General features: G+C 38.3%; 24 protein-coding genes and 1 tRNA gene. 13 read left to right on the top strand and 12 right to left on the bottom strand.

Going from position 1 to position 24398, the window contains the following annotated elements:
• Positions 1-39 precede the first annotated feature (39 nt).
• The 5 genes from ubiG to yfaE all read left to right on the top strand — a co-directional run bounded on the left by ubiG (position 40) and on the right by yfaE (position 5589).
• Positions 40-750, top strand: coding sequence for a bifunctional 2-polyprenyl-6-hydroxyphenol methylase/3-demethylubiquinol 3-O-methyltransferase UbiG (ubiG, locus tag H5117_RS02945; protein WP_182736100.1), 711 nt, complete (start codon positions 40-42; stop codon positions 748-750).
• On the top strand, positions 750-1430 hold the full coding sequence (locus H5117_RS02940) for an HAD family hydrolase (protein WP_182736099.1): 681 nt from the start codon (positions 750-752) through the stop codon (positions 1428-1430). Before ubiG ends, H5117_RS02940 begins: the two co-directional genes overlap by 1 nt.
• A 408-nt stretch (positions 1431-1838) precedes the next feature.
• Positions 1839-4121, top strand: coding sequence for a class 1a ribonucleoside-diphosphate reductase subunit alpha (gene nrdA, locus H5117_RS02935; protein ID WP_002961160.1), 2283 nt, complete (start codon positions 1839-1841; stop codon positions 4119-4121).
• Positions 4122-4186: 65 nt separating this feature from the next.
• Positions 4187-5317 carry a class Ia ribonucleoside-diphosphate reductase subunit beta gene (nrdB, locus tag H5117_RS02930; protein ID WP_002961159.1) on the top strand — a complete coding sequence of 377 codons (1131 nt, stop codon included), beginning with the start codon at positions 4187-4189 and terminating at the stop codon, positions 5315-5317.
• A complete protein-coding gene (gene yfaE, locus H5117_RS02925; protein WP_039489790.1) occupies positions 5317-5589 on the top strand; it encodes a class I ribonucleotide reductase maintenance protein YfaE in 273 nt (90 codons plus the stop codon). The genes nrdB and yfaE overlap by 1 nt, the downstream gene beginning before the upstream one ends.
• Positions 5590-5624: 35 nt before the next feature.
• On the opposite strand, the gene H5117_RS02920 is transcribed toward yfaE, so the two are convergent.
• Positions 5625-6212, bottom strand: a complete 588-nt coding sequence (locus H5117_RS02920; RefSeq protein ID WP_182720846.1) for a DUF1287 domain-containing protein — start codon at positions 6210-6212, stop codon at positions 5625-5627.
• A 27-nt stretch (positions 6213-6239) separates the two neighbouring features.
• The gene (locus H5117_RS20620; protein ID WP_182720845.1) at positions 6240-6713 is read right to left on the bottom strand and encodes a hypothetical protein; all 474 of its coding nucleotides are present in this window, start codon (positions 6711-6713) and stop codon (positions 6240-6242) included.
• 285 nt (positions 6714-6998) lie between these two features.
• Between H5117_RS20620 and H5117_RS20615 the strand changes: the two genes are divergently transcribed.
• From H5117_RS20615 to H5117_RS20605, 3 genes are all read left to right on the top strand, one after another.
• Complete coding sequence (locus H5117_RS20615) at positions 6999-7358, top strand: alpha/beta fold hydrolase (protein WP_259398710.1); 360 nt, start codon at positions 6999-7001, stop codon at positions 7356-7358.
• 96 nt (positions 7359-7454) lie between these two features.
• Positions 7455-7853 (top strand): hypothetical protein, encoded by a 399-nt coding sequence (locus H5117_RS20610; protein WP_259395932.1) that lies wholly within the window; start codon positions 7455-7457, stop codon positions 7851-7853.
• Complete coding sequence (locus H5117_RS20605) at positions 7826-7987, top strand: alpha/beta fold hydrolase (protein WP_259395030.1); 162 nt, start codon at positions 7826-7828, stop codon at positions 7985-7987. Before H5117_RS20610 ends, H5117_RS20605 begins: the two co-directional genes overlap by 28 nt.
• 137 nt (positions 7988-8124) lie before the next feature.
• Here H5117_RS20605 and H5117_RS02905 read toward each other — a convergent pair whose 3' ends face one another.
• Complete coding sequence (locus H5117_RS02905; protein WP_002961147.1) at positions 8125-8553, bottom strand: hypothetical protein; 429 nt, start codon at positions 8551-8553, stop codon at positions 8125-8127.
• A gap of 199 nt (positions 8554-8752) precedes the next feature.
• A complete protein-coding gene (locus tag H5117_RS02900) occupies positions 8753-8932 on the bottom strand; it encodes a hypothetical protein (RefSeq protein WP_002961145.1) in 180 nt (59 codons plus the stop codon).
• Between the two features lie 280 nt (positions 8933-9212).
• Here H5117_RS02900 and H5117_RS02895 point away from each other — a divergent pair, with 280 nt between their 5' ends.
• Together H5117_RS02895 and H5117_RS02890 are read left to right on the top strand one after the other, a co-directional pair.
• On the top strand, positions 9213-9602 hold the full coding sequence (locus H5117_RS02895; RefSeq protein ID WP_182736098.1) for a YkgJ family cysteine cluster protein: 390 nt from the start codon (positions 9213-9215) through the stop codon (positions 9600-9602).
• Positions 9603-9817: 215 nt separating this feature from the next.
• Positions 9818-12193: a TonB-dependent receptor domain-containing protein gene (locus tag H5117_RS02890; protein WP_182736097.1), complete on the top strand. Its 2376-nt coding sequence runs from the start codon at positions 9818-9820 to the stop codon at positions 12191-12193.
• Positions 12194-12554: 361 nt separating this feature from the next.
• Here H5117_RS02890 and H5117_RS02885 read toward each other — a convergent pair whose 3' ends face one another.
• From H5117_RS02885 to H5117_RS02855, 7 genes are all read right to left on the bottom strand, one after another.
• The gene (locus tag H5117_RS02885) at positions 12555-13175 is read right to left on the bottom strand and encodes an FKBP-type peptidyl-prolyl cis-trans isomerase (RefSeq protein ID WP_002962890.1); all 621 of its coding nucleotides are present in this window, start codon (positions 13173-13175) and stop codon (positions 12555-12557) included.
• A 69-nt stretch (positions 13176-13244) separates the two neighbouring features.
• Entirely contained in the window at positions 13245-13631 is a 387-nt protein-coding gene (locus tag H5117_RS02880; protein ID WP_024597253.1) for a hypothetical protein, read from the bottom strand.
• A gap of 53 nt (positions 13632-13684) precedes the next feature.
• A tRNA-Ser gene (locus H5117_RS02875) sits at positions 13685-13775 on the bottom strand.
• A gap of 144 nt (positions 13776-13919) precedes the next feature.
• Complete coding sequence (locus H5117_RS02870; protein ID WP_024596649.1) at positions 13920-14297, bottom strand: hypothetical protein; 378 nt, start codon at positions 14295-14297, stop codon at positions 13920-13922.
• Positions 14298-14500: 203 nt separating this feature from the next.
• Positions 14501-15049, bottom strand: coding sequence for an NAD(P)H nitroreductase (locus H5117_RS02865; protein ID WP_138489000.1), 549 nt, complete (start codon positions 15047-15049; stop codon positions 14501-14503).
• 129 nt (positions 15050-15178) lie between these two features.
• Positions 15179-15862 (bottom strand): DoxX family protein, encoded by a 684-nt coding sequence (locus H5117_RS02860; RefSeq protein ID WP_182724310.1) that lies wholly within the window; start codon positions 15860-15862, stop codon positions 15179-15181.
• A 93-nt stretch (positions 15863-15955) separates the two neighbouring features.
• Entirely contained in the window at positions 15956-17917 is a 1962-nt protein-coding gene (locus tag H5117_RS02855) for an FAD-dependent oxidoreductase (protein WP_182736096.1), read from the bottom strand.
• A gap of 219 nt (positions 17918-18136) precedes the next feature.
• Between H5117_RS02855 and sppA the strand changes: the two genes are divergently transcribed.
• Both sppA and ansA read left to right on the top strand, forming a co-directional pair.
• A complete protein-coding gene (gene sppA / locus H5117_RS02850; protein WP_182736095.1) occupies positions 18137-20002 on the top strand; it encodes a signal peptide peptidase SppA in 1866 nt (621 codons plus the stop codon).
• A gap of 82 nt (positions 20003-20084) precedes the next feature.
• A complete protein-coding gene (gene ansA, locus H5117_RS02845) occupies positions 20085-21095 on the top strand; it encodes an asparaginase (protein WP_002962901.1) in 1011 nt (336 codons plus the stop codon).
• A 68-nt stretch (positions 21096-21163) separates the two neighbouring features.
• Here ansA and gndA read toward each other — a convergent pair whose 3' ends face one another.
• On the bottom strand, positions 21164-22537 hold the full coding sequence (gndA, locus tag H5117_RS02840) for an NADP-dependent phosphogluconate dehydrogenase (RefSeq protein WP_024596644.1): 1374 nt from the start codon (positions 22535-22537) through the stop codon (positions 21164-21166).
• Positions 22538-22914: 377 nt separating this feature from the next.
• On the opposite strand from gndA, the gene pyk reads away from it, so the two are divergent.
• Complete coding sequence (pyk, locus tag H5117_RS02835) at positions 22915-24351, top strand: pyruvate kinase (RefSeq protein ID WP_024596643.1); 1437 nt, start codon at positions 22915-22917, stop codon at positions 24349-24351.
• Positions 24352-24398: the final 47 nt, after the last annotated feature.

Below are 24398 nucleotides of genomic sequence, written 5' to 3'. Positions count from 1 at the left end.
GCCCTATATAATGGCCTCAGATTGACGAGGAAGTATTTTATGACCGAACATCAAAATGTAGATCACGCAGAAATAGCAAAATTTGAAGCCATCGCCGAGCGTTGGTGGGACCTAGACGGAGAATTCAAACCTCTTCACGAAATTAACCCGTTACGTTTAGACTTTATAGCAAACAAAACGCAAGGCTTATTCGATAAAGAAACACTCGATGTTGGCTGTGGTGGCGGTATTTTAAGCCAAAGCATGGCGCGCATGGGCGCAAAAGTAACTGGCATCGATATGGGGCAAGAGCCTTTAACTGTTGCTAAGTTGCACAGTTTAGAAACTGGCGTAAATGTAGATTACATAAAAGTGCCAGCAGAAGAGTTTGCATCGCAACACCCAGAGCGCTTTGATGTAATAACCTGTATGGAAATGCTTGAGCACGTTCCCGACCCAGCATCTATCATTCATGCCGTAGCTGCACTTGCCAAACCAGGCGCAGACGTGTTTTTTTCAACCCTAAACAAAACACCTAAAGCATATTTATACGCTATTGTTGGTGCTGAAAAGCTTTTAAAAATGGTGCCTGAAGATACACACGACCATAAAAAGTTTATAAAACCTGCACAGCTTATTACATGGGCAGAGCAAGCGGGTTTAAAAGTTCGTGCAAGTACAGGCCTTTCTTATAATCCACTATCAAAGCAATATACGCTCAATAGTGACGTTAGCGTAAATTACATACTGTACTTTGAGAAGTTAGCTTAATGGCTAACTCTCAAGCCCCCCTCCCCCTTATTGAGTACGATGCATTTTTATTTGATTTAGACGGCACTCTACTCGACACCGCTGATGATTTAGGTGCGGCTTTAAATGCAGTTCTTATTAATAATAAAATAGAGCCTGTTAGTAGTGACATATACCGTCCTGCGGCATCTAACGGCGCAGGCGCATTATTAGAGGCTGGTTTTAAAGAGTTATGGGACACACAACCTCAAAGCGAGCTTATTAAGCAATTAGTTGACGAATACGCTGCAAACATAGTAAATCACACGCATTGCTTCAGCGGTGTTGAATCGTTGCTTATTGCCCTTGATCAGAAAAAGATCAAATGGGGGATCATGACTAATAAACCAGGGTTTTTAACTGATCCTTTAGTGGCAGCAATTCCCGCATTGAAAAATGCTAGTGTAGTAATAAGTGGCGACACCTTAGCTGAAGCTAAGCCATCCCCTTTACCGCTGCTACACTGTGCACAGCTTATGGGAGTGCAACCAAAACGCTGTTTGTACATTGGTGATGCACAGCGAGACATACAAGCAGGCAAAGCCGCAGGTATGCGCACAGCAACGGCACTTTGGGGTTACATACCAAGTATTGATGAAGCCAACAGCTGGAATGCTGATTTTAACTGGCAAAGCCCAATTGATGGTTTTAACCATATATAGTGCCATGTTAATTAATAAACACTATATATTGTGATTGTGTTAGTTTTTACGCAAAGCTTGCTGATAAAAAAAGCAGTCAAAATTTATTTTTAAAATGCGTAAATTTAGCAGATCATTAGTTGATTTTTGCATATTTCAACTTAAATGATTGTTCGAAGGTGAGTGTCTACTAACACAAATACGTTATCCCGAAGTTATCCACAAATAGGGGCAATTATGTCCCTTGCAAAACAACTCAGACCACACTATCTTGTGATCTCTAAATTGAACAACACCAGATATTGTGGCCAAATGTTATTCAATTAAATTCGCAAATATGGCGAAACTTATAATAAATGAGTATATACCTTGCCCCGGCGAGGTATAAAGCATTGGTCAAAATACATAATTCCCAAGGAATACAGGCAAATGAACCAACAGTTATCTGTAAGCAAACGTGACGGGCGTAAAGAGCCTCTTGATCTGGATAAGATCCATCGCGTTATTGAGTGGGCCGCCGAAGGTTTAAATAACGTTTCGGTTTCGCAAGTTGAATTAAAGTCGCACATTCAGTTTTACGACGGTATTCGTACTAAAGACATTCACGAAACCATCATTAAAGCAGCAGCGGATCAGATTTCAAAAGAATCGCCTGATTACCAATACTTAGCTGCACGTTTAGCTGTATTCCATTTACGTAAAAAAGCGTACGGTCAATTTGAGCCACCACGTTTATTTGACCACGTAACAAAAATGGTTGGCGATAAACGCTATGATGCTCATTTACTAGTAGATTACACAGAGCAAGAGTTAGATGAGCTTGATGCATACCTTGATCATTCTCGCGATCTTAACTTTAGCTACGCTGCTGTAAAGCAACTTGAAGGTAAGTATCTCGTTCAAAACCGTGTATCGGGTGAAATATACGAAAGTGCACAGTTTTTATATATTTTAGTTGCAGCAAGCTTATTTTCAGATTACCCACGTGAAACACGTACTGATTACATTAAACGTTTTTACGACGCGGTATCATTATTTAAAATATCTCTACCAACGCCAATTATGTCGGGTGTACGTACGCCTACTCGCCAGTTTAGCTCATGTGTATTGATTGAATGTGGCGACAGCCTTGATTCAATCAATGCAACGTCGTCAGCTATTGTTAAATACGTTTCACAACGTGCGGGAATTGGTATTAACGCAGGTAGAATACGTGCGCTAGGTAGCCATATTCGTAACGGCGAAGCGTATCACACAGGTTGTATCCCTTTTTATAAGCACTTTCAAACAGCGGTTAAAAGTTGTTCACAAGGTGGTGTACGTGGCGGCGCAGCAACATTATTCTACCCGCTTTGGCATTTAGAAGTAGAGAACCTACTTGTACTTAAAAATAACCGTGGTGTAGACGACAACCGCGTTCGCCACCTAGATTACGGCGTACAGTTTAATAAACTAATGTACTCTCGTTTAATTAAAGACGACTACATTACGTTATTTAGCCCATCAGATGTGCCTGGCCTTTATGATGCATTTTTTGAAGACCAAGCTGAGTTTGACGCACTTTACGTTAAATACGAACAAGACGAGTCTATTCGTAAAAAACGCATTAAAGCCATTGAGCTTTTCTCAATGTTTGCGCAAGAGCGTGCAAGTACTGGTCGTATTTATTTACAAAATGTGGATCACTGTAATACACACAGCCCATTTATTTCTAAAGTTGCGCCAATTCGCCAATCTAACTTATGTTTAGAAATTGCATTGCCAACTAAGCCACTTAATAACGTAAATGACGAAGAAGGCGAAATCGCCCTTTGTACACTTTCTGCGTTTAACCTAGGTGCAATAGAGTCACTTGATGAGCTTGAAGAGCTAGCTGAACTTGCAGTACGCGCACTTGATAACTTACTTGATTTCCAAGACTACCCTGTACCGGCTGCTAAAAATGCAACTATGGGTCGTCGTACACTAGGAATAGGCGTAATTAACTACGCATACTACCTAGCTAAAAACGGTAAGCGTTATTCTGATGGCAGCGCTAATGCATTAACGCATAAAACCTTTGAAGCTATTCAATATTACTTGATGAAAGCATCAAACGAGCTTGCTAAAGAACGTGGCGCATGTCCTAAGTTTAACGAGACAACGTATTCACAAGGTATTATGCCAACAGATACGTACAAACGTGATTTAGATAAAATTTGTGATGAGCCACTTCATCTTGATTGGGATACACTACGTGCAAGTATTAAAGAGCACGGTATGCGTAACTCAACACTAAGTGCATTAATGCCATCAGAAACATCGTCGCAAATCTCTAACGCAACTAACGGTATTGAGCCACCACGTGGACATATTAGCGTTAAAGCAAGTAAAGACGGTATTTTAAAACAAGTTGTTCCTGAGTATGAGCGTTTAAAAGATCAGTACGAGCTACTATGGGACATTCCATCAAACGATGGTTATTTACAGCTTGTTGGCATAATGCAAAAATTTGTTGACCAAACAATTTCTGCAAATACAAATTATGATCCAAACAAGTTCGAAGGCGGTAAAGTACCTATGCAAGTCTTATTAAAAGACTTACTAAGCGCGTACAAACTAGGTGTTAAAACCTTGTATTACCACAATACTCGCGATGGCGCCTCAGATTCACAAGAAGATGCTCCAGAAGTGGAAGATGACGATTGTGAAGGCGGCGCGTGTAAAATATAACTGCTGATTTTTATTTTAAGCGGGCATTTAGCCCGCTTTTTCTGATAGTTTTTTGAGTGATAAACATGTCTTATACTACTTTTAGCCGAAACCATAATAACCAAATGCAAGAGCCAATGTTTTTTGGCCAAACTGTAAACGTATCTCGTTACGACCAACAAAAATACCCAATTTTTGAAAAGTTAATTGAAAAGCAACTGTCTTTCTTTTGGCGTCCTGAGGAAGTAGATGTAAGTAAAGACCGTTTAGACTTTCAAGCATTACCAGATCACGAAAAGCATATATTTTTAAGCAACTTAAAATACCAAACACTGCTTGATAGTGTACAAGGTCGTTCGCCAAACGTGGCTCTACTTCCAATTGTATCGCTACCAGAGCTTGAAACATGGATAGAAACATGGGCGTTCAGTGAAACAATTCACAGCCGTTCATACACGCATATTATCCGTAACGTAACACAAGCACCTGAGCTTATTTTTGATGACATTGTTAGCAACGATAAAATTAGCGAACGTGCTGATGCCGTAACTAAATACTACGATGACTTAATTAACTCTGTATCGCTTTACAACTTATACGGTGAAGGCAAACACGAGATTAACGGTAAAACAGTTATCATTAATTTATTTGAGCTTAAAAAGAAACTTTACCTGGCTATGATGTCGGTAAATATTCTTGAAGCGATTCGCTTTTACGTAAGTTTTGCATGTTCGTTTGCATTTGCTGAGCGCGAGCTAATGGAAGGTAACGCTAAAATCATCAAGCTAATTGCACGCGATGAAGCACTTCACCTTTCTGGTACTCAGCATATTTTAAACATTATGCAAGACGGTAAGGACGATCCAGAAATGGCGATTGTTGCTGCCCAGTGCCGCGACGAAGCGATTAAAATGTTTGTTGATGCTGCAGAGCAAGAAAAAGAGTGGGCTGAGTATTTATTTAAAGATGGTTCAATGATTGGCTTAAATAAGCATATTTTATGTCAGTACGTTGAATACATTACCAATGCACGTATGACTGCGATTGGCTTGCCAGCACAGTTTGAAAATAACAGTAACCCTATCCCGTGGATAAACTCGTGGTTAGTGTCTGATAACGTGCAAGTAGCACCACAAGAAGCAGAAATAAGCTCATACCTTGTTGGTCAAATAGACTCTCAAGTTGATGCATCAGAATTTGGTGATTTTGATTTATAATGAGTGACAAGTCTACTGCAAGCATAACGCTTGCAGAAAACAGCCAGTGTATAGAATTTATCGCTGGCTGCCCTTCTCTTCTACACTGCTTAGAATCCATGAAAATAGACGTCGCATTCCAATGCCGTGAAGGCTATTGCGGCGCTTGTAGAGCAACTTTAGTATCAGGCAGTGTTGAGTATAACGAAGAGCCACTTGCGTTTGTACGTGAAGGCGAAATACTGTTGTGCTGCTGTAAACCCAATGGCAATGTAAGTATTGATCTGAAATAAAAATCAATACTTACATCCATCGTTTATTAAACTTATCAATAGTGTGGAACGAACCGGTAATGTCCGGTAATTTTATAATCAAAAAGCATATCGCTTTTTTGCGGACCACGCCCTATATTATGCACAATAAGTGGGTTACCCGTATCTTGAGATAACTCATTAATCACCATACCTATATGAGGTAAATTACCTGGTAACATCCACGTTACTATATCGCCGGTTTTATAATCACTCACTTTGTTGGATTTACTCAATACGTTTGCATGGCGCTCAAAGTAAGCTTGTAAATTTGGAACACGTCGGTGATCTATATTTTTATCAGGCTTAGTTAAGCCCCAAATACGTTTAGATGGATACAGCGCAAAGTTTTTTTGCATGTCTTCATGCACGAGTTTCTGTAAATCGATTCCCAACTTTCTGTAACTTCTAATTATTACATCGGTGCACACACCTATATTTTTAGGTACATCCCCACCAGGGTAGCCAATAGAGCGATAAGCGCCGTCGTAAGTCACATCATGAGTTGTACGCTCAAGCAGAGCTGAAACAATATCTTCTTCAAACGATGCTGCATTACTATTAATACACGCTAAAGTAAGTAAACACCCAATAATTCTGTACATATAAACTCCTTTCAACCTAAAATTGAGTTACAGCGTTTGGGCTACGTGCCTAAGCACGTCTATTTTATTGCCTTTACTTGCAAATTGCGTATCCAGCGCATATGCCATTTTTTCAAGCGGAGCGTCGTTATATCCTACATGTTGGATTTCGCTAATGTAACGCATCATAAACGCGTCAGGACCAAGTTTAAGCCACTGCGCTACATGCACAAGCTCATGAAAATGAACCCTCAAATCTTTTGCAACCTCAGGAAGTAGGTAATAGGTATTTTTATACGTTATACCCGCCGCGTCCATATCGACAAAATCACCTAGACCCATTTCTCGCAGACCCGCAAAGTCAGGTTTTGGTATTTTATCAACAACAACGTAAAAGGCATTTTTTAAAAATTCGACAGGATAAAACCCTGCAAACTCACTAGCAAATTTCTCACAGCTAATTCTTTGGGTTTTATATTTAATATTTGTTGCATCAATCCATTGTTCTATTTGTTCGAGCACGTCCTTTCTCCAAAATACTAGCTTAACGCTGTACACATTCTGTAAGCTAACAAATTAATAATAACAAAAGTAAATTAACGAATCTCTTTTTTAAATTACAAAAAGCTGCTAAAAAACCACTTACCCTCTAATCAACTATATATTTGGTAATGTGCTTTAAAAACACAGGTATTGTTACTGTGTCCTTATTAGTAATAACTTGTAATTATTAACTGAATGCAATTGTGTAAATAACGGGTCTGGTAAATTAATAAAACGTCATTACCAAAAATAACGAGTTTACTTATGCACCCAGATATACAAAAAATTCTTAAAGTAAAACCTGCTCACATCGTCTCATTTATTGTGTTTTTATTAGTTTCAATATCTACGTTTACCGCTCAAGTATATGCCGCTGATGCTGTATGGCCTTCAAAAACCACTTACAAATATGCAAATGTAAATGGTAAAAAGATATTTTACCGAGAAGCTGGCGCGCAGCATAAGCAAACCATTGTACTTTTACATGGGTATCCGTCGTCTTCACACAGCTACCGAGAATTCATCCCACTCTTATCAGGTCGTTATCATGTGATTGCACCTGATTATTTAGGCTCTGGTTATAGCGCACGCCCAAACCCAAAAACTCAAAAATATACTTTTTAATTTCTAGCTCAATACGTTGAAGGATTACTAACAACACTTAAAGTAAAGCACTACAGCCTTTATATACAGGACTTTGGAGCTCCTGTGGGCTTTAGAATGTTGTTAAATAACCCAAATAAACTTGATGCACTTATTGTACAAAATGGTAATGCGTATTTAGAGGGGCTAACCCTACCGAGGCAAGCTTTTTTTAAAGCCGCGAATGAGGACAAATCACAAGCGCAGAGTGATAAAATTTATTCGTTCACGTCTAATAAAGCCATTATTAATAAGCAATATTTACGAGACGTACAAAGTAACCCAGAAGTAATGAGCCCTAATAGCTGGACGCACGATCTTCACTTTTTACAAACTAAATCCGATAGAGTAATTCAAGTACAATTGCTACAAGATTACTACAATAACCTTCTCGACTACCCTAAATGGCAAGCTTATTTACGCAAGTACCAACCAGCAACATTAATTGTATGGGTAAAAACGACCCTGCGTTTATAGCCGCAGGCGCTAAAGCATATTTAAAAGATGTACCGAACGCTGAAATACATTTACTCGATTCAGGACACTTTAGTGTTGAAGAAAAACCAGTTGAGATTGCAAAGTACATTGTGAACTTTATGGATAAGCTATAAATAGCGGAAATAAAAAACGCTGAGGGTATAAACCATCAGCGTTTCATTAAATTGTACTAACTTAAGCTAAATCCAAAGAAATAGTATTTAATATGGGTAACTGTCAGATCAAGTCTGAGCTAGTAAATTTTAAGTATTTAACCTTCTTCTTCAATAAGTGACTCTAGTAGATCGTGTATTTCAGCTTTAAGCTCTTTATCTTCAATTTTATTAGCACTAACCTTAGCATTTTGAAGATTTTTAATAGCCTCGTCTTTTTGACCAAGTTCTAGCTGCAGTGTAGCCATTGAAAAAGAAACTGATGACATGTGATCTTTGTTATTAATCGCAACAGACTTTTCTAATGCTTTTTCATAAGTCGTGATTGCCTCTTCTAGCTCTTCGGTAAAATCAGCCAAAGTTTCCCATTGTACTGGGTGATCTTTTGAGGTATTTTCGTTTTCAATACAAATCGCTTTTAATTGAGCAAATAAAGATTCAAATTTTTCTCGGTTATTTTTGTTAGCCGCCGCCATTAAATCTTCTGCTAGGTCATGTACCGCTTTATATATTTTTGTATTCATCATCACTGGTTATCCTTTAGTGCAACTAAACTAATTTACTGACTCAATTTAGCTAAAATGTATCATTACAGTCATTATAAAATGTATTTAAACAACTGATTTATTTAATTTGGTGTATAGCGTAATAATACATTAATAATGAACATCGCGTAGGCGTTAAACACACTGTAATTAAACTTTATCGCAATTACTCTTAGTAACCTCACACACTGAATAAACTTGCAACCCAATCCAACGTAAAGATGGTCGTAAACACTTTAAGTGCAATGACAACTATAAATAATAAGATGATTGCCGCTTTGGCTTTACTACTTTTGAGGTTGTTCCAATATAATAACTTTGCATTAAATTCTGTTTTTAACTTAGTAACAGCTTCTTTCATAATTACATCCTACTTAGGGATCCCGCTCAGCAACATTTAATAACTACAAAGCTGCCCAAGCAGGTTTCATAATATTTTTCGCCACCTTAGAGTAAAGCATTAAATAAAGCCTGTACTATATAAAATGTAACAAGGGGTTTTAACTTAAGTTATTGTATCTAACTTTTTTACACACCCAAAAAGCAAACACTGGGGCAATTCAGTAGAGCGTTAATAATAAATTTGGTGCTACACTAATACCTAACTTAAATGTGTTAACAGCCAACTAAATTAGCAAATTATGAAAGAGTGCAACCAGTGTGGTAAATGCTGTATTAAATATGGTGGCGGCGACTTAAGCGCAACGAAAGAAGAAATAGGTTTATGGGAGCTCTTTAACCCCGAAATTTATGAGTACGTTAAAAACAACGAAATTTGGTTTGACCCAAAAACAGGCTTAAGACTTCAAGTGTGCCCATTTTTAGAAATTGCGCCTAAAAAGGAGCCTCTCGCTAAAAATATGTATACCTGCAGTATTTACCTTGACCGTCCAGAAGACTGCCGTCACTACCCTAGCCTTATTTCAGAGATGATCCGCGACGAATGCGAAATGATTGAATCTATAGATATAACAAACCAGACAAGAGCGCAGCATAAACTAGATTTGATAAAGATAGATAGCCGCTCTTAAATACCCAGATAAACCTGCAGCGCTATGAGTCTCGCACTTAAATAAATAAGTATTTCTATTAACATACCTATTATTATAATTTTTATAAAATTGGTTTAATCGTCATTTTTAGATCATTCATCGCAAAACACAAAGTTATACTATAACATTGTTGATTCACTGATTTTGCGGTGTTATATTATATCACAACATGATAACCGCGAACCAATATATCCATGACAAAGTTAACATTAATCTCCTCTGCTATTTTTTCTGTTTTATGTTCTCAATCAGCTTTGGCTGCCACTGTTACTGGTAAAGTAATGGATGATAAAAATCAACCAATCAAAAATGCCTCAATTCATGTGCATGGCAAAAACCAAAGCGTTAAAAGTAATGATTTAGGCGAATTTGCTATAGAAATCGATGCAAATAGCCAATTACATATTAGTAAAGACAACTACGTAGACTCTCGTATTGCTGTAAGCGAATCTTCAAATAATCTGTCTGTGTCACTTAAACCAACATCAGTTGAGACAGTGGTTGTTTATGCCTCTGCACTTCATAAAAATAGCCTCGAGATGATATCGCCAGTAAGCGTGCTCTCAGGTGATGAATTAAGAAATAAATCTAAACCAACTCTTGGTGAAACGCTAAAAGGTTTACCAGGCGTAAATGCAAGTTACTTTGGCCCTGTATCATCAAGCCCAATTATTCGTGGTTTAGATGGCCCTCGCGTTAAAATCACACAAAACGGATTAGATGCCAGCGATGCATCACGTATTGGCCCAGACCATGCGACATCAAGCGATAGCCTAGCAGCAGAACAAATTGAAGTATTACGTGGTCCAAGCACCCTACTTTATGGCTCTGGTGCAATTGGTGGCGTTGTAAACGTGGTTGATAACCGTATTCCTACTAGCAATATCGACGAGCTTACAGGTGCAGCTGAATACAGCCACGATACTGTATCTAACGCAAATACAGTTGCTGCAAAACTTGAAACCGGTAATGAGGGTTTTAACTTTCATTTTGATGGTACAAAACGCAGCGGCGATGATTACCAAACACCAAACTTTACTATCACCGATGATGATGGCGATGTCGAAAAAGAAGATTCAGTAGAGAACACCTTTATTGATAGCGAAACGCTTAACTTTGGTACTAGCTATGTTGGAGAGCACCTAACGGTTGGTTTTTCTTACGGTAGCATTGATACCGATTACGGGATTCCGGGACATGAACATCACCACGAGCATGATCACGAAGGCGAAACTGAAGAAGAACATGAAGAGCATGAAGATGAAGAGGCTGAAGAAGCCGTTTATGCACATTTAGAGCAAGACCGTTGGCAGGGTTTAATAAGCTATGCACTGCATAACAATTGGATTGAAACCATTAACCTACGTGTTGGCTACACAGATTACTCGCACAGCGAAATTGAAGATGGCGAAATTGGTACTACTTTTAAAAATAAAACGACTGAAGCACGTTTAAATGTAGAGCATAAGTTTGCTGATTGGCACGGAATGATGGGCTATCACTACAGCGATTCTGACTACGATGCAATTGGTGAAGAAGCCTTTACACCCGCAAGTGTAACTACAACTAACGCATTATATTTACTAGAAGAGCGTGAATTTGGCGACATTACAATTGAACTTGGCGCACGTGTTGAAGATTACAAAATTGAAAGCCAAATCACGGCACACGAGCATAGCCACGATGAAGTAGAAATAGATCACAGCGACGAAGAAACCATTGGGTATAATGAAAGTTTTACCAATTTAAGTGCCTCTGCTGGTGCCATTTGGCAATACAAGCCGGGTCATAGTATCGCTACGAGTATTTCTCATTCAGAACGAGCACCACTTTCGGCAGAGCTTTTATCTAACGGTTTACACATTGCAACTGGCACTTACGAGCTAGGCCTTGGTTACAATATTGAAGATAATGAAGCGCATTTTGAGCCAGAAAATATCAAGCAGGAAACTTCAACAAACTTAGATTTAAGCTTTAGACGCTTTAGCGGTGATTTTGGTTACACCGTTAACTTTTTCTATAACGATATCAAAAACTTTTATTTTCAAGAAAATACGGGGTTAGTTTACGATGAAGAAGATGGTTTAGAATCAGCTATTGGTGCACATGACGATGCTGTTGCGGTTTATCAATTTACAAGTAAAGACGCAGAGCTTTATGGAATTGAGTTTGACGCGCATTACCAAGTAACACCAAGCGCTATGGTTAAAGTATTTGGTGACTCAACTCGTGCAAAACTAAAAGACGACGAAGGTAATTTACCACGTATCCCTGCCAATAAATTAGGCTCTGAGTTACAGTACGATTTAGGTGACTTACAACTAACATTAACGGGTACTCATTACTTTGATCAAAACGATGTAACTGCCTTTGAAACTCAAACTGATGGCTATACGTTATTTGATGCACAAGCTAATTACCAATTAGGTTTAGGCAGTGTCGATGCACAGCTGTATATAAACGTTGATAACATTACTGATGAGTTAGGTTTTGTACATAGCTCATTTATTAAAGATAAAGCCCCACTACCAGGCAGAAACTTCCGCTTTGGTGTTCGTGGCTATTTTTAATAATTAAAAGTAGTTTTAGTTTATAAACCGCATTTTATTAATGCGGTTTTTTTATTTTTAGAATATATAATATCGATCGGCAATAATACTTGATCAATTCAAGGGATTAAACTTTGCGCTAACTGCGTAAAAAATTATGATATACGACTGCATGGATGCAAAAGGTAGAGCAATGCAGGAGCAATTAGTGATAACAATTAGTTAAAAAAGTTTTTGCCTTGTTATCAACCCTATTTTCTTAGCGCAAAATAGATCACTTAATTAATCGAATTGGTATAAAACACTTAGATTACAGACACAAAAAAGCCGTATTCAGATTGAATACGGCTTTTTAAACTCTTAATTTTAAAATTTATTTAAATTAAGAAATGATTTCGTGTAGTTCAACGTCAAATACAAGCGTTGAGAAAGGTGCGATTGCAGCACCTGCGCCACGTTCACCATAAGCAAGCTCATGAGGAACGTAGATACGCCATTTAGTACCTACAGGCATCATTTGTAATGCTTCAGTCCAGCCTTTGATCACGCCACCAACTGGAAATTCAGCTGGTTGACCGCGCTCGTATGAGCTATCAAACACAGTACCGTTAATTAGTGTACCGTGGTAATCAACGCGTACTGTAGACTCAGCTGTTGGCTTTTCGCCTTCGCCAGTCGCTAGTACTTCGTATTGAAGACCAGACTCAGTTACTGTGATTTCAGGACGTTTTGCGTTTTCTTCTAAGAATGCAATACCTTCGGCAGAAAGTACTTTAGATTCTTCTTCACGACGAGCTTGGATCTCTTCGTTAATCTTTTCGAATGCAGCTTGAATCTCAGGGATCTCAACTTGAAATGCGCTACCAGCGTACGCATCTTTCATGCCTTCAAATACTGAATTTAGGTTTAAGCCTTCAAAAGGATTAGACTTAAGTTGCTCACCCATTTGTAAGCCAATACCGTAACTTGCTTTTTCAGCATCTGTAGTAAAATTATCTGACATAATGTGTTTTTCACGTTTTGTTAGTTAAAAGACACGTATATGCTATCACAAAATAAACCCCGTTTGGGGCTAGTTTTTGCTGAGTTTTAGCTTAATTAGGCCAACAATATAACTACAAAGCGGTAAAGTGAATAAAATTCCAACAAGTAAAGGAATAGCTAATAATCCAGATTCACCAGACAATAAAAATGGCACTGCAACTAAGCCTACTAAACCAATAAAAGCAGAGCCAATTACTGGCCAATGTTTATCATATTTAGTAATAAGATGGGCAGCCAAAATATTAAAACCAAGACCATAAGCAAAAGCGGTAATTAATGGATATTCTGGCTGTGCGTCGACCGCCATTTTTGCCAACAAGCTAATAGCACTTTGATAGCAGTAACCAAATACCACCCATAATAAAAGATGTTTTATTAATAGCTGTGAGGTTGATAGGTTCGTTGCTTTAGTCATTAATTAAACTCCACAAAGCAAAAAACCGCCTATAAGGCGGTTTTTTTAAATAATGGTGGAGAGATAGGGATTTGAACCCTAGATGGGCTATAAACCCATGCCGGTTTTCAAGACCGGTGCATTCGACCACTCTGCCATCTCTCCGTACGGCGCGAATAATATGGTTAAACGTGTTACTTGTAAAGAGCTAAATATAAATTAATCGTAAATAATAATTAAACGATTAAAAACAAGTCACATTGCTCTTTTGTTAAGCTAATTACTTCAACACGCTTATTAATTCAATACTCAATAATATTGTTTAGGCCTGCGAGCAATCCAAGAACAAATTAAACAAGCCAATAAACTCAATGCCGCGAATGTTACACTTTGAAAAATTAAGTCAAATCGATTTAAATCATCACTTGGCACTATTACAAACATAAAAGCGGGGAGTACACTTAGCGCTAAAACATAACAACACACTTTAAATGCCCGTCCAAAGTCAAAACGTTTAGACTGTTGCATCCACAAAGTTAACAGTATTAGCATACCTATTGCAGAGCCTGCTATAAAATGCGCTGCATTTGTACTCATTGCAACATACAAGGTTACAAAAGCACCAACAATTCCCCAAATTGACCACGCAAGCCAGTTTTCTTTTTCCTGTAAAAATAAATTTCCCATTGTTTTCGTCTTCTTTATCGTTATTTTTATTAAGACTTTCCATAATGTATCAAAAAACAACCGATTAAAAAACAAACTGAAGAAGAATTATTAACTTTTGTGCTTCCAAGCGCTTCTCACAGCCAAACCACTAACTCTTTTATATTACTCTTAGTAACCTTAATGAATTATGACTATGCAAATTGCATAAAGTTCATACTATTTCACAAATTACTAAAATAATGTTCTGGTTTATGGCGAGGTGACTTTTTACACTCGACTTGAGGAGTACCTATGTATAAGTACCCTACAATTTCATCTTGCTCATGTAAGTTAAGCGCTTTTTTGACTGCTCTACTTTGTGCAAAGTAACCTGTGCGCCAAACACCACCTAAACCTTGAGCAAATGCAGCTTGTTGCATTGCTAATACACTGCAGCCTGCACTTTGTACCTGCTCGATACGAGGAACTTTTGGGTGTTCTTGATATTTAGCAATTGCTATTACAATCATAGGCGCACGAAGGGGAAGCTCTTTAGCACGGTTAATTACTTTTTCTGTCTGTTGCTCTGCCACTGCACTTTGATGGTAAATTTCACCCAGTTTATTGCGTGCATCACCTTGAGCAATGATGAACTGCCACGGTGCTATACAGCCATGATCAGGAACACGTAATGCTGCTTGCTTAATTATGTCGAGCTGCTCAGGCGTAGGGCCCGGCTCTGTTAGTTTAGAGTCTGATTGGCGAGTAAGTAAAAGCTCGATAGCGTTCATAACGATTCCTCAAAATTCAAAACGATAGAGTAACATTTAAAACCTTAAATAATAAATACCGAGAAATTAAAATGCAAAACGGCCGCAAAGGGTCAACTATGCAGCCGTTAATAAAATACATTTAATGCGCTATTTTTTTATAACGTTTCGCTTTAACCAGTAATCAAAACTAACAAAACGCCCACCGCCCATAAAAAATAAACTTAAGAGCATAGCAAAATAAATTGCCGAAAATTCTATGCCATTATTTAAAATAGATGGTTTACCTTTTTCGTATAGGTAATCAGGTAAGCCGTGCTCTTCAACTAAGTCTCGAATTTTTCCTATCCTGTCTTGTACTTCTAATGAGTTTTCGAGGCTTTCTTTTGCACCTGGGATAGATAACCAATCAAGTACTTGCGCAGCACTTGTTTCTGGATTAGTCGGCGCTATTGCAAACCACCCGTTATGCCAATGTACTGAAGTAGCCGCTACAACCATTGTGAACATAAGCGGGATACTGACTAAGCGAGTTAAAAGGCCAAATAATAACAACCAACCACCTAAAAATTCACTCCATCCAGCTAAGAAGGCTAGTAAATCAGGAAACGGTAAGCCTAAACCCCATTCACTATTACCAAACCATTGAACGACATCAGGCGATGCTAAAAAGTTATTTAGAAAGCCTTCTGTTTCAGTACTTATAGCAAGTTTGTTATAACCTGCGATGATCATAACGGGAGCTAAAATTAAGCGAAATAGTAAAGCAGGTAAACCATCTAAAAACGATAGTTTACCCAATATTGTGTTATAAAAACTGATTAGTTTATTCATGCGTATCCTGTGTGTTCAATGTTTATTAAGTTATAGACTATAAACAAAAAAGACCGTATAGATTGATAAACTATTTCAATTTATTTACAAAGGTTAAATACTTCTCGCCACTTGTAGAGCTTCAAAAATAGCGCGTTTAGCATCAATTGCAGCAGCCAATTTAGCTCCGCCTATCACATGCACTTTTGTGTTATCTGTGTAACCTTCTAGCACTTCGCTATTAGAAACCTGACCAATACACGCAATAACAGTATCTACCGGCAGTACTTGAACTTCTCCAGCAACATTAATTGTTAACCCATTCTTATCAAAACTTTGATATTGGCAGTCAGCAATTTGTTTAACACCATGCTGTTTAGCAACTTGGCGATGTATCCAACCAGTGGTTTTACCAAGCTCACTACCAAAACGACCCGAACTGCGTTTTAACATATACAATTGGCGCTCGTCTTTATGAGGTTGTGCATCACACTCAATCCCCCATTGCGTTTTAAACTCGCTAATAGATTGTGATTTATGTTCACTTAAAAAAGCAACCATATCAAAACCAATACCGCCAGCACCTAAAATAGCGATTGATTTGCCCAGTTCTACTTCGCCGCGTATGACTTCGTCATAAGCAAACACACGCTTATCATCACTACATTTAATAGAGGCTTCACGCGGCCTAACGCCTGTTGCAAAAACAATATCATCATAATCTTTAAGCATTGAATCGTCGTAAGCTTTGCTAAGCTCCACAGTTACTTTTAATCGCTCGAGCTCATTAGTGAAGTAAGTAAGTGTATGGTTAAAGTCTTCTTTACCCGGTATTTGCATGGCTAAATTAAATTGACCGCCCATTTGCGATTTTTGATCAATTAACGTGACGTTATGCCCTTTTTGAGCCAAGTAACAACTTGCTGATAAACCAGCAGGACCTGCACCGACAACTAATACATTTTTAGCTTTAGCTGCTTGCTCTAGCGGGTAATCTAGCTCAAATGCAGCTTGTGGATTAACTAAACACGTAGCACGTTTATTTTTAAATACGTGATCTAGACAACCCTGGTTACAGCCAATACAAATATTGATTTGTTTAGATTGATTGTTTACGTACTTATTAAAAAAATCAGGATCAGCTAATAATGGACGTGCCATCGAAATTAAATCAGCCTCGCCTGCATTTAAAATATCGTTAGCAATTTCTGGAGTATTAATTCGGTTAACAGCAATCACAGGGACATTAACTACGTCTTTTAAACGCTTTGATGCTTCTTTAAATGCACCCGGTGGCACCATACTCGCAATAGTCGGTACACGCGCTTCGTGCCAACCAATACCAGTGTTAAATATATCAACACCCGCTTTTTCAAGTTCGGTAGCCTGAATAACAACTTCCTCTGGTGTTGAACCGTTTGGAATCAAATCAATGACCGACAATCTAAAAATAATTAAGAATTTTTCAGATACTTTTGCTCTTACAGCTTTAACTATTTCAAGTGCAAGTCGCATTCTATTTTCTAAGCTGCCACCAAACTCATCATCGCGTTTATTGGTATGAGGCGCCATAAACTCATTAATCAAATACCCTTCAGAACCCATGACTTCTACGCCATCGTAGCCGGCTTTTTCAGCCATATAGGCAGAATGCGCAAAGTCTTTAATTGTTTTTTTAATCGAGCCAAGCGACATCGCTTTAGGTTTATAAGGATTAATAGGTGCTTTTATTGCACTTGGTGCTTGATTGAAAGGATGGTATGCATAACGTCCAGCATGTAATAATTGCAAACAAATTTTTCCACCGTGTTTATGCACAGCATCTGTGTAAGCGCGATGCTTAAACACATCGTAATAACTATTAAATGAGGAAGAAATAGGTGTTAGCTTGCCACGTAAATTAGGGCTGTATCCGCCTGTAATTAACATCGCGGTGCCACCTTTTGCACGTGCTTCATAAAATGCACGTAAGCGTTTGCGGTTATGCCAGCCCTCTTCAAGGCCTGTATGCATTGAGCCCATAACCAAGCGGTTACGTAATTGTGTGTGTTTTAGTTGTAATTGTTGTTCTAACATCTTGTGCCCCGTTAACTGGTCTAACCTGTATACATTAGCTAATTCTGCTTTAATGGCAAGTAATAAGCAATATGTGCATGCATTTAATTAAAAATAGCTGTAAAAACTTACGTTTATATAGGTTCATAAACACTTCGTTACGATTTAGCAGTTAAATTTATTTTTATTCTAGGCTAAGATGGAACTAATGTATTAACTGTACCAAATTAAGGAGCTATTTTGATAGCAAAGGTATTTAAAGGTATTTGGGCTGGAATTAATTTTTCTCGTCGCTTAATACTAAACATTTTGTTTTTATTACTGGTAATTGTTTTCTTTGTGTCACTCTCAAGTGACGATGATCAAATAATAGTTGAAAATGGCTCTGTACTCAGGCTTAACTTAAATGGCCCTATTGTTGAAGAGAAAACATATATAGACCCAGTTGAAGCCGCAATTAGTGATGCAACTTCTGGTTCTGAAGCACCAAGCGAAATATTACTCGACGATATTGTTGAAGTAATAAACGAAGCGACTAAAGACGATCGTATCTCGGTGATATTGCTTGATTTACAAGAGATGCCTAAAGCACATTTAAATAAACTTAAGCAAATTACAAAGGCTATTGATGCCTTCAAGCAAGCTGGCAAAAAAGTAATTGCATCGGGTTATTACTATACTCAAGCACAATACTATATTGCATCGCATGCTGACGAAATAGCTATGCACCCATACGGCAGCGTAGGTATTGAAGGTTATGGCATGTACCCGCTTTACTTTAAAGATGCACTTGAAAAGCTTGAAGTAACGCAGCATATTTTCCGTGTTGGTACATTTAAGTCAGCAGTAGAACCTTTTATTCGTAACGACATGTCTGAAGCAGCTAAAGAAGCTAACCGCGTTTGGTTAGGCGCTCTTTGGAGCGAATACAAACAAGATGTTGCCGCTGTTCGCCCGTTTGATGAGTCAAATTTTGACGAAACAATGGACGTATATCTAGAAAAAATGAAAGCTGCCGATGGCGATGCAGGTAAATATGCACTTGATCACCAGTGGGTTGACTCTTTAAAAACAAATCAGCAAGTTCGTAAACAATTAATTGATTTAGTAGGCACACAAGAAGATGGTAAGACATTTAAGCAAGTTTCATTTCGTGAATACTTAAGCTTAATTAAACCGCCTATTGAAATTGATAACCCTATTACCGAAAAAGTAGCGGTAGTTGTTGCTAAAGGTACGATTGTTGATGGTGAGCGTAAAGCAGGCGAAATTGGGGGTGACTCTACAGCCGCCCTACTTCGTAAAGCACGCCTAGATGATAAAGTTAAAGCGGTTGTACTACGTATAGACTCTGGTGGCGGTAGTATGTTTGCCTCTGAAGTTATTCGTGCTGAAGTATTAGCCCTTAAGGCTGCTGGTAAACCTGTTATTGCTTCAATGAGTTCTGTGGCTGCATCAGGTGGTTATTGGATTGCCTCTGCTGCAAACGAAATTTGGGCAGCACCAAGTACAATTACAGGCTCAATTGGTGTATTTGGTACGTTTATGACATTTGAGAAAACCTTATCGAAAATTGGTGTTTATTCAGATGGCGTTGCAACAACCGAAATGGCTGGCTTTTCTATCACTCGTCCACTAAATGAAAAGATGGGTCAAGTAATTCAAATGAACGTTGAGGAAGCATACGGTCGCTTTTTAAATGTTGTTGCTGATGCGCGTAATATGACGCCTGAGCAGGTTGACAAAATTGCCCAAGGCCGTGTATGGATTGCATCTCAAGCACTTGAACTAGGTTTGGTTGATAAGCTAGGCGACAAACAAGGTGCGATTGAAGCCGCTGCTGCACTTGCCAAGCTTAATCATTATGAAGTTAAAACTATTAAACAAGATTTAAGCTCGCAAGAAAAAATGATTCAAAACATTTTTGGTAATGCGTCTATTAAATCAATGCTTGGTTTGCAAACACAAAAAACATCTGTGTTAGCAACACAAGCTAATTTACAAAGTGTTATTAACCAATTAAGTACTGAAGTTGAAAACCTTAAAGATTACAACGATCCACAAGGTGTATACGCACGCTGTTTAGTGTGTAACGTTGCACAATAAAAGTGCATAGCTTCACCTAATCAGCTGTATTTAAAGCTGCTTAACGTTATACTAGGCCCAGTTTTTTTACTGGGCTTTTTTTATGAAACGTAAACGCATTTATATCGCTTATACTGGCGGTACTATAGGTATGAAAAAATCGAGTCGAGGCTATATTCCAGCTGAAGGTTTTTTAACAGAAACCGTAGTGAATAACGCAGAATTTAATCGTGATGAAATGCCTTTGTTTGATATTCACGAATACTGCCCTCTTATAGATTCTTCAGACATGTCACCAGAGCATTGGCAACTCATTGCTAATGATATCAAAGATAAATACCAAGATTATGATGGTTTTGTGGTGCTCCATGGCACTGATACTATGGCGTATACAGCCTCAGCGCTGTCATTTATGTTCGAAAATTTGACTAAACCAGTGATTGTAACCGGCTCACAAATTCCGCTCTCACAATTACGTTCTGATGGCCAAGTAAACTTACTTAATGCCATGTATTTAGCTGCAAATTATCCTATTGCTGAAGTAAGTCTCTTTTTTAATAACCAACTGTTTAGAGGTAATAGAGCAACTAAAGCACACGCGGATGGGTTTAATGCTTTTGCCTCGCCGAATCTAGACCCCTTAGCGTTATCGGGTATTAATATTCAACTTATTAAGGGGCAGCTTAGCCCATATGTTGAAAATGAGCTGCAAGTTACACCTATTACACCTCAACCTATCGGGGTGCTTTATTTGTATCCTGGCATTAGCCAAGAGGTAGTTAAAAGCTTGGTCAATGGCAATATTAAATCACTGGTGCTACTGAGTTTTGGTGTAGGTAATGCACCACAAGATCCGAGCTTTTTGTCAATACTCGAAGAAGCAAGTAAACGTGGCGTCGTAATTGTTAACTTAACTCAGTGTTTAAAAGGTCATGTAAACATGGGTGGCTATGCAACAGGTAATGCGCTATTAAATATTGGTGTAATAAGTGGGTACGATATGACCCTTGAAGCATGTTTAACTAAGTTACATTATTTATTTAGCCAAAAGCTTGAAGTCGAAACGATTCGTCATTTAATGCAAGATAACTTGCGTGGTGAGTTAAGCCGTTAATTTTTACGGGCTAAAAATACAAAAGGCACGCTAAATAGCGTGCCTTTATCGTTTTAAACAACTGTTTTTTATCTAACTTTAGCGTCTATATCTACTAAATCAGTTAAATGACACATTTCACCACTGTGGGTTTTTATGCCATGCTCACCAAAGTAATCACGCTGGGCTTGAACTAAATGCCCATTACTCGGTGTAGTTAATGTTGCTAAATACGTTTGTGTAGCTCCCAATACAGGGAATGCTAAACCAGTCATTATTGCTTGACCGGTAATTTTGCGCAAAGAGTTAGACTCTTTTTCAAGAGTGTCAATAAATTCAACACCTTGTGCAACGCTATCAAGGTAGTCAGCACGGATTATACAACCAGCGCGCCATGTTTGAAGCGTTTTAGATAAATCTACTTTCCACTGATGAGTACGTGATGCACCTTTAATTAGCGCTAAACCTTGACGATACGCAAGTAAGCTTGCAAGTAAGAACGCGTCTTTTAGCTCTTCTAAATCAATTTCAACATTGTTCGTTGATTTAGATGCATATGTCATCTCTTGTGCAGCCGTTGTGTTGCATGCATTAGTTAAATGACGAGCTTGAACAGCAGCAACAAGTGAAGGGACAGCAATACCAAGTTCGAGTGCATTTTGCGCAGTCCAAAGACCAGTGCCTTTAGCGCCAACTTTATTATCAATTAAGTCCGCAAGCGGTACATTATTATGATTTTCAAGTGACAATATATGGCTAGAAATAGACAGTAAGTAACTATTTAATTGACCTTCTGACCAGTCATTAAATATCTCAGCTACTTCTTTTGGAGAACGATTAGTACCTAAACGAAGTAATTGGTACACTTCTGCAATAAGTTGCATCAGTGCGTATTCAATACCGTTGTGAACCATTTTTACAAAATGACCACTTGCTGATTGGCCAACACGTGCAAAACATGAATCGCCATTATAGCTAGCAGCTACTTTTTCAAACCATGGCTCAATACGTTCCCAACCACCTTCAGAACCACTTGCCATCATTGCAGGACCATGGCGAGCGCCTTCTGCACCGCCAGAAATTCCCATAGTGGCAAATTCAAATTTATTTTGGTATTTGAGTTTACGCGTTATACCGTCTTTATAATTACTATTGCCGCAATCGACTATCATATCGTTACAATTAACGCCGGCCTCTACAAGTTCATTACAAACTGTATCAACTAACTCACCAGCAGGAACAAGTAATAAAATAGAACGAGGTGCCTCTAAACGCCTTACCATGTCACTTAAATCAGAGACAATGTGAAGCCTATCAGCCATGCCTTGTGATTTGGCACAACTTAGTAACTCTTCACCCGCATGTGGGTTTTTATCATAAGCGACTAGCGTTATCCCTTTTTCAATCAAGTTTAGGGCAAGATTTTTTCCCATAACGCCTAACCCTACTAATGCAACTTGCATCTAGTGTCCTCCTCGGTAACAACTATTTGGTTAGAAAATTCAGTGTATAAATTAAATAATACCGCGTGCATTATACTCATACAGTCATAAAATACTAACTATGAGCCCATACAACATGCTTTTTTATTACAGATAAATAAGCTACGTAATTATATCAAACATCAATGCTCTCGGGGTGACTAAAAGCAACGCTAATTGAAATTAAGATCATTGACGCATTCTGACACCGGTGTCATAATGATGACACAATAGTTTTGTATAAAATAGTGGCAAACCTTTGAAGTTTGCACATAATTAAAATATTTTAATCTAATATAGATATTTTAATTCAACAAAATAACGTCAACATGCTTTCACCAAGCAAACAGGAGAAATTGATGCTAAGACGCACGAAAATAGTCGCTACCCTTGGACCTGCTACCGATAGAGATAACAACTTAGAAAAAATTATTATCGCTGGGGCTAATGTAGTACGTTTAAACTTCTCACATGGTGTTGCCCAAGATCATAAAGACCGTGCGCAAGCTGTACGCGATATTGCAAAAAAATTAGGCAAGCATATTGCTATTCTTGCTGACCTTCAAGGCCCTAAAATCCGCGTTTCTACTTTTAAAGAAGGTAAAGTAACGCTTTCTGTGGGTGCAAAGTTCACTCTTGATGCAAAAATGGAAAAAGGCGAAGGCGATGTTAACTCTGTAGGTATTGATTATAAAGAATTACCTAACGACGTTAGCCCTAACGACTTACTACTCCTAAATGACGGCCTTATTCAACTAACTGTTGATGAAGTAGCTGGGCACTTAGTACATTGTACTGTAACTGTTGGCGGTGTTTTATCTAACAATAAAGGTATTAACCGTTTAGGTGGTGGCTTAACTGCTCCAGCATTTACTGAAAAAGATAAAGAAGATTTAATAACTGCCGCTGAAATTGACGTAGATTACATTGCCGTATCATTCCCACGTAGTGGCGACGATATGCGCTACGTACGCTCACTTGCTGAAGCTGCTGGTTCAAAAGCACAACTACTTGCAAAAATTGAACGTGCTGAAGCCGTTGAAACACAAGAAGCTGTTGATGACATCATTCTAGCGTCTGACGCTGTAATGGTTGCCCGTGGTGATTTAGGTGTTGAAATTGGTGATGCAGCTCTTATGGGCAAGCAAAAACTAATTATTCGTCGTGCTCGTTCATTAAACCGTACTGTAGTAACAGCAACGCAAATGATGGAATCGATGATCGATAACCCTATGCCTACACGTGCAGAAGTTATGGATGTTGCAAATGCTGTTCTTGATGGAACAGATGCTGTAATGCTTTCAGCTGAAACAGCTGCTGGTGATTACCCTGAAGAAACTGTTGCAACTATGGCACGTGTTTGTTTAGGTGCTGAATCTCAAAAAGAAACGCATGTTTCTAAGCATCGTTTAGATAGTCGTTTTTCTAACAATGCAGAATCTATCGCACTTTCTGCTATGTATGCAGCTAATCACTTAGATTCTGTTAAAGCTATCATCACGCTTACTGAATCTGGTAGCACGGCTAAATTAATGTCACGTATCAGCTCTGGCTTACCAATCTACTCGCTTTCACGCCATGCGAGTACATTAGGTCAAACAGCACTTTATCGTGGTGTTTACCCAGTATTTTTTGATTCTACAAAAACTGAAAAAGACGGTATGGTAAAAGCGGCACTTGATACTTTAGTTTCTCAAGGTTCTTTACAGTCTGGCGATACAGTAATTATTACTCACGGTGACTCAATGGAAACTGTGGGAGCAACTAACACAATGAAAATTGTAACTGTCGCATAATTAATACCAATTCGCTTAATTAAGTGACCTATTTTGAGGATAGAAAA

Source organism: Pseudoalteromonas sp. SG45-1, assembly GCF_014164135.1.
Classification (GTDB): Bacteria; Pseudomonadota; Gammaproteobacteria; order Enterobacterales; family Alteromonadaceae; genus Pseudoalteromonas; species Pseudoalteromonas distincta.
The sequence above is the reverse complement of the archived record's forward strand: the minus strand, read 5'-3'. Positions and strand labels throughout refer to the sequence as shown.

Coding starts and splice junctions, on each gene's coding strand:
- ansA (WP_002962901.1), top strand. CDS start 20,085: ATGAAACGTAAACGCATTTATATCGCTTATACTGGCGGTACTATAGGT.
- H5117_RS02870 (WP_024596649.1), bottom strand. CDS start 14,297: ATGGGAAATTTATTTTTACAGGAAAAAGAAAACTGGCTTGCGTGGTCA.
- H5117_RS02900 (WP_002961145.1), bottom strand. CDS start 8,932: ATGAAAGAAGCTGTTACTAAGTTAAAAACAGAATTTAATGCAAAGTTA.
- H5117_RS20610 (WP_259395932.1), top strand. CDS start 7,455: ATGTTGTTAAATAACCCAAATAAACTTGATGCACTTATTGTACAAAAT.
- H5117_RS02880 (WP_024597253.1), bottom strand. CDS start 13,631: ATGACTAAAGCAACGAACCTATCAACCTCACAGCTATTAATAAAACAT.
- nrdA (WP_002961160.1), top strand. CDS start 1,839: ATGAACCAACAGTTATCTGTAAGCAAACGTGACGGGCGTAAAGAGCCT.
- ubiG (WP_182736100.1), top strand. CDS start 40: ATGACCGAACATCAAAATGTAGATCACGCAGAAATAGCAAAATTTGAA.
- H5117_RS02940 (WP_182736099.1), top strand. CDS start 750: ATGGCTAACTCTCAAGCCCCCCTCCCCCTTATTGAGTACGATGCATTT.
- H5117_RS02860 (WP_182724310.1), bottom strand. CDS start 15,862: ATGAATAAACTAATCAGTTTTTATAACACAATATTGGGTAAACTATCG.
- gndA (WP_024596644.1), bottom strand. CDS start 22,537: ATGCAAGTTGCATTAGTAGGGTTAGGCGTTATGGGAAAAAATCTTGCC.
- H5117_RS02890 (WP_182736097.1), top strand. CDS start 9,818: ATGACAAAGTTAACATTAATCTCCTCTGCTATTTTTTCTGTTTTATGT.
- H5117_RS02855 (WP_182736096.1), bottom strand. CDS start 17,917: ATGTTAGAACAACAATTACAACTAAAACACACACAATTACGTAACCGC.
- nrdB (WP_002961159.1), top strand. CDS start 4,187: ATGTCTTATACTACTTTTAGCCGAAACCATAATAACCAAATGCAAGAG.
- H5117_RS02885 (WP_002962890.1), bottom strand. CDS start 13,175: ATGTCAGATAATTTTACTACAGATGCTGAAAAAGCAAGTTACGGTATT.
- H5117_RS20605 (WP_259395030.1), top strand. CDS start 7,826: ATGGGTAAAAACGACCCTGCGTTTATAGCCGCAGGCGCTAAAGCATAT.
- H5117_RS02895 (WP_182736098.1), top strand. CDS start 9,213: ATGAAAGAGTGCAACCAGTGTGGTAAATGCTGTATTAAATATGGTGGC.
- H5117_RS02905 (WP_002961147.1), bottom strand. CDS start 8,553: ATGATGAATACAAAAATATATAAAGCGGTACATGACCTAGCAGAAGAT.
- pyk (WP_024596643.1), top strand. CDS start 22,915: ATGCTAAGACGCACGAAAATAGTCGCTACCCTTGGACCTGCTACCGAT.
- H5117_RS20615 (WP_259398710.1), top strand. CDS start 6,999: ATGCACCCAGATATACAAAAAATTCTTAAAGTAAAACCTGCTCACATC.
- yfaE (WP_039489790.1), top strand. CDS start 5,317: ATGAGTGACAAGTCTACTGCAAGCATAACGCTTGCAGAAAACAGCCAG.
- H5117_RS02920 (WP_182720846.1), bottom strand. CDS start 6,212: ATGTACAGAATTATTGGGTGTTTACTTACTTTAGCGTGTATTAATAGT.
- H5117_RS02865 (WP_138489000.1), bottom strand. CDS start 15,049: ATGAACGCTATCGAGCTTTTACTTACTCGCCAATCAGACTCTAAACTA.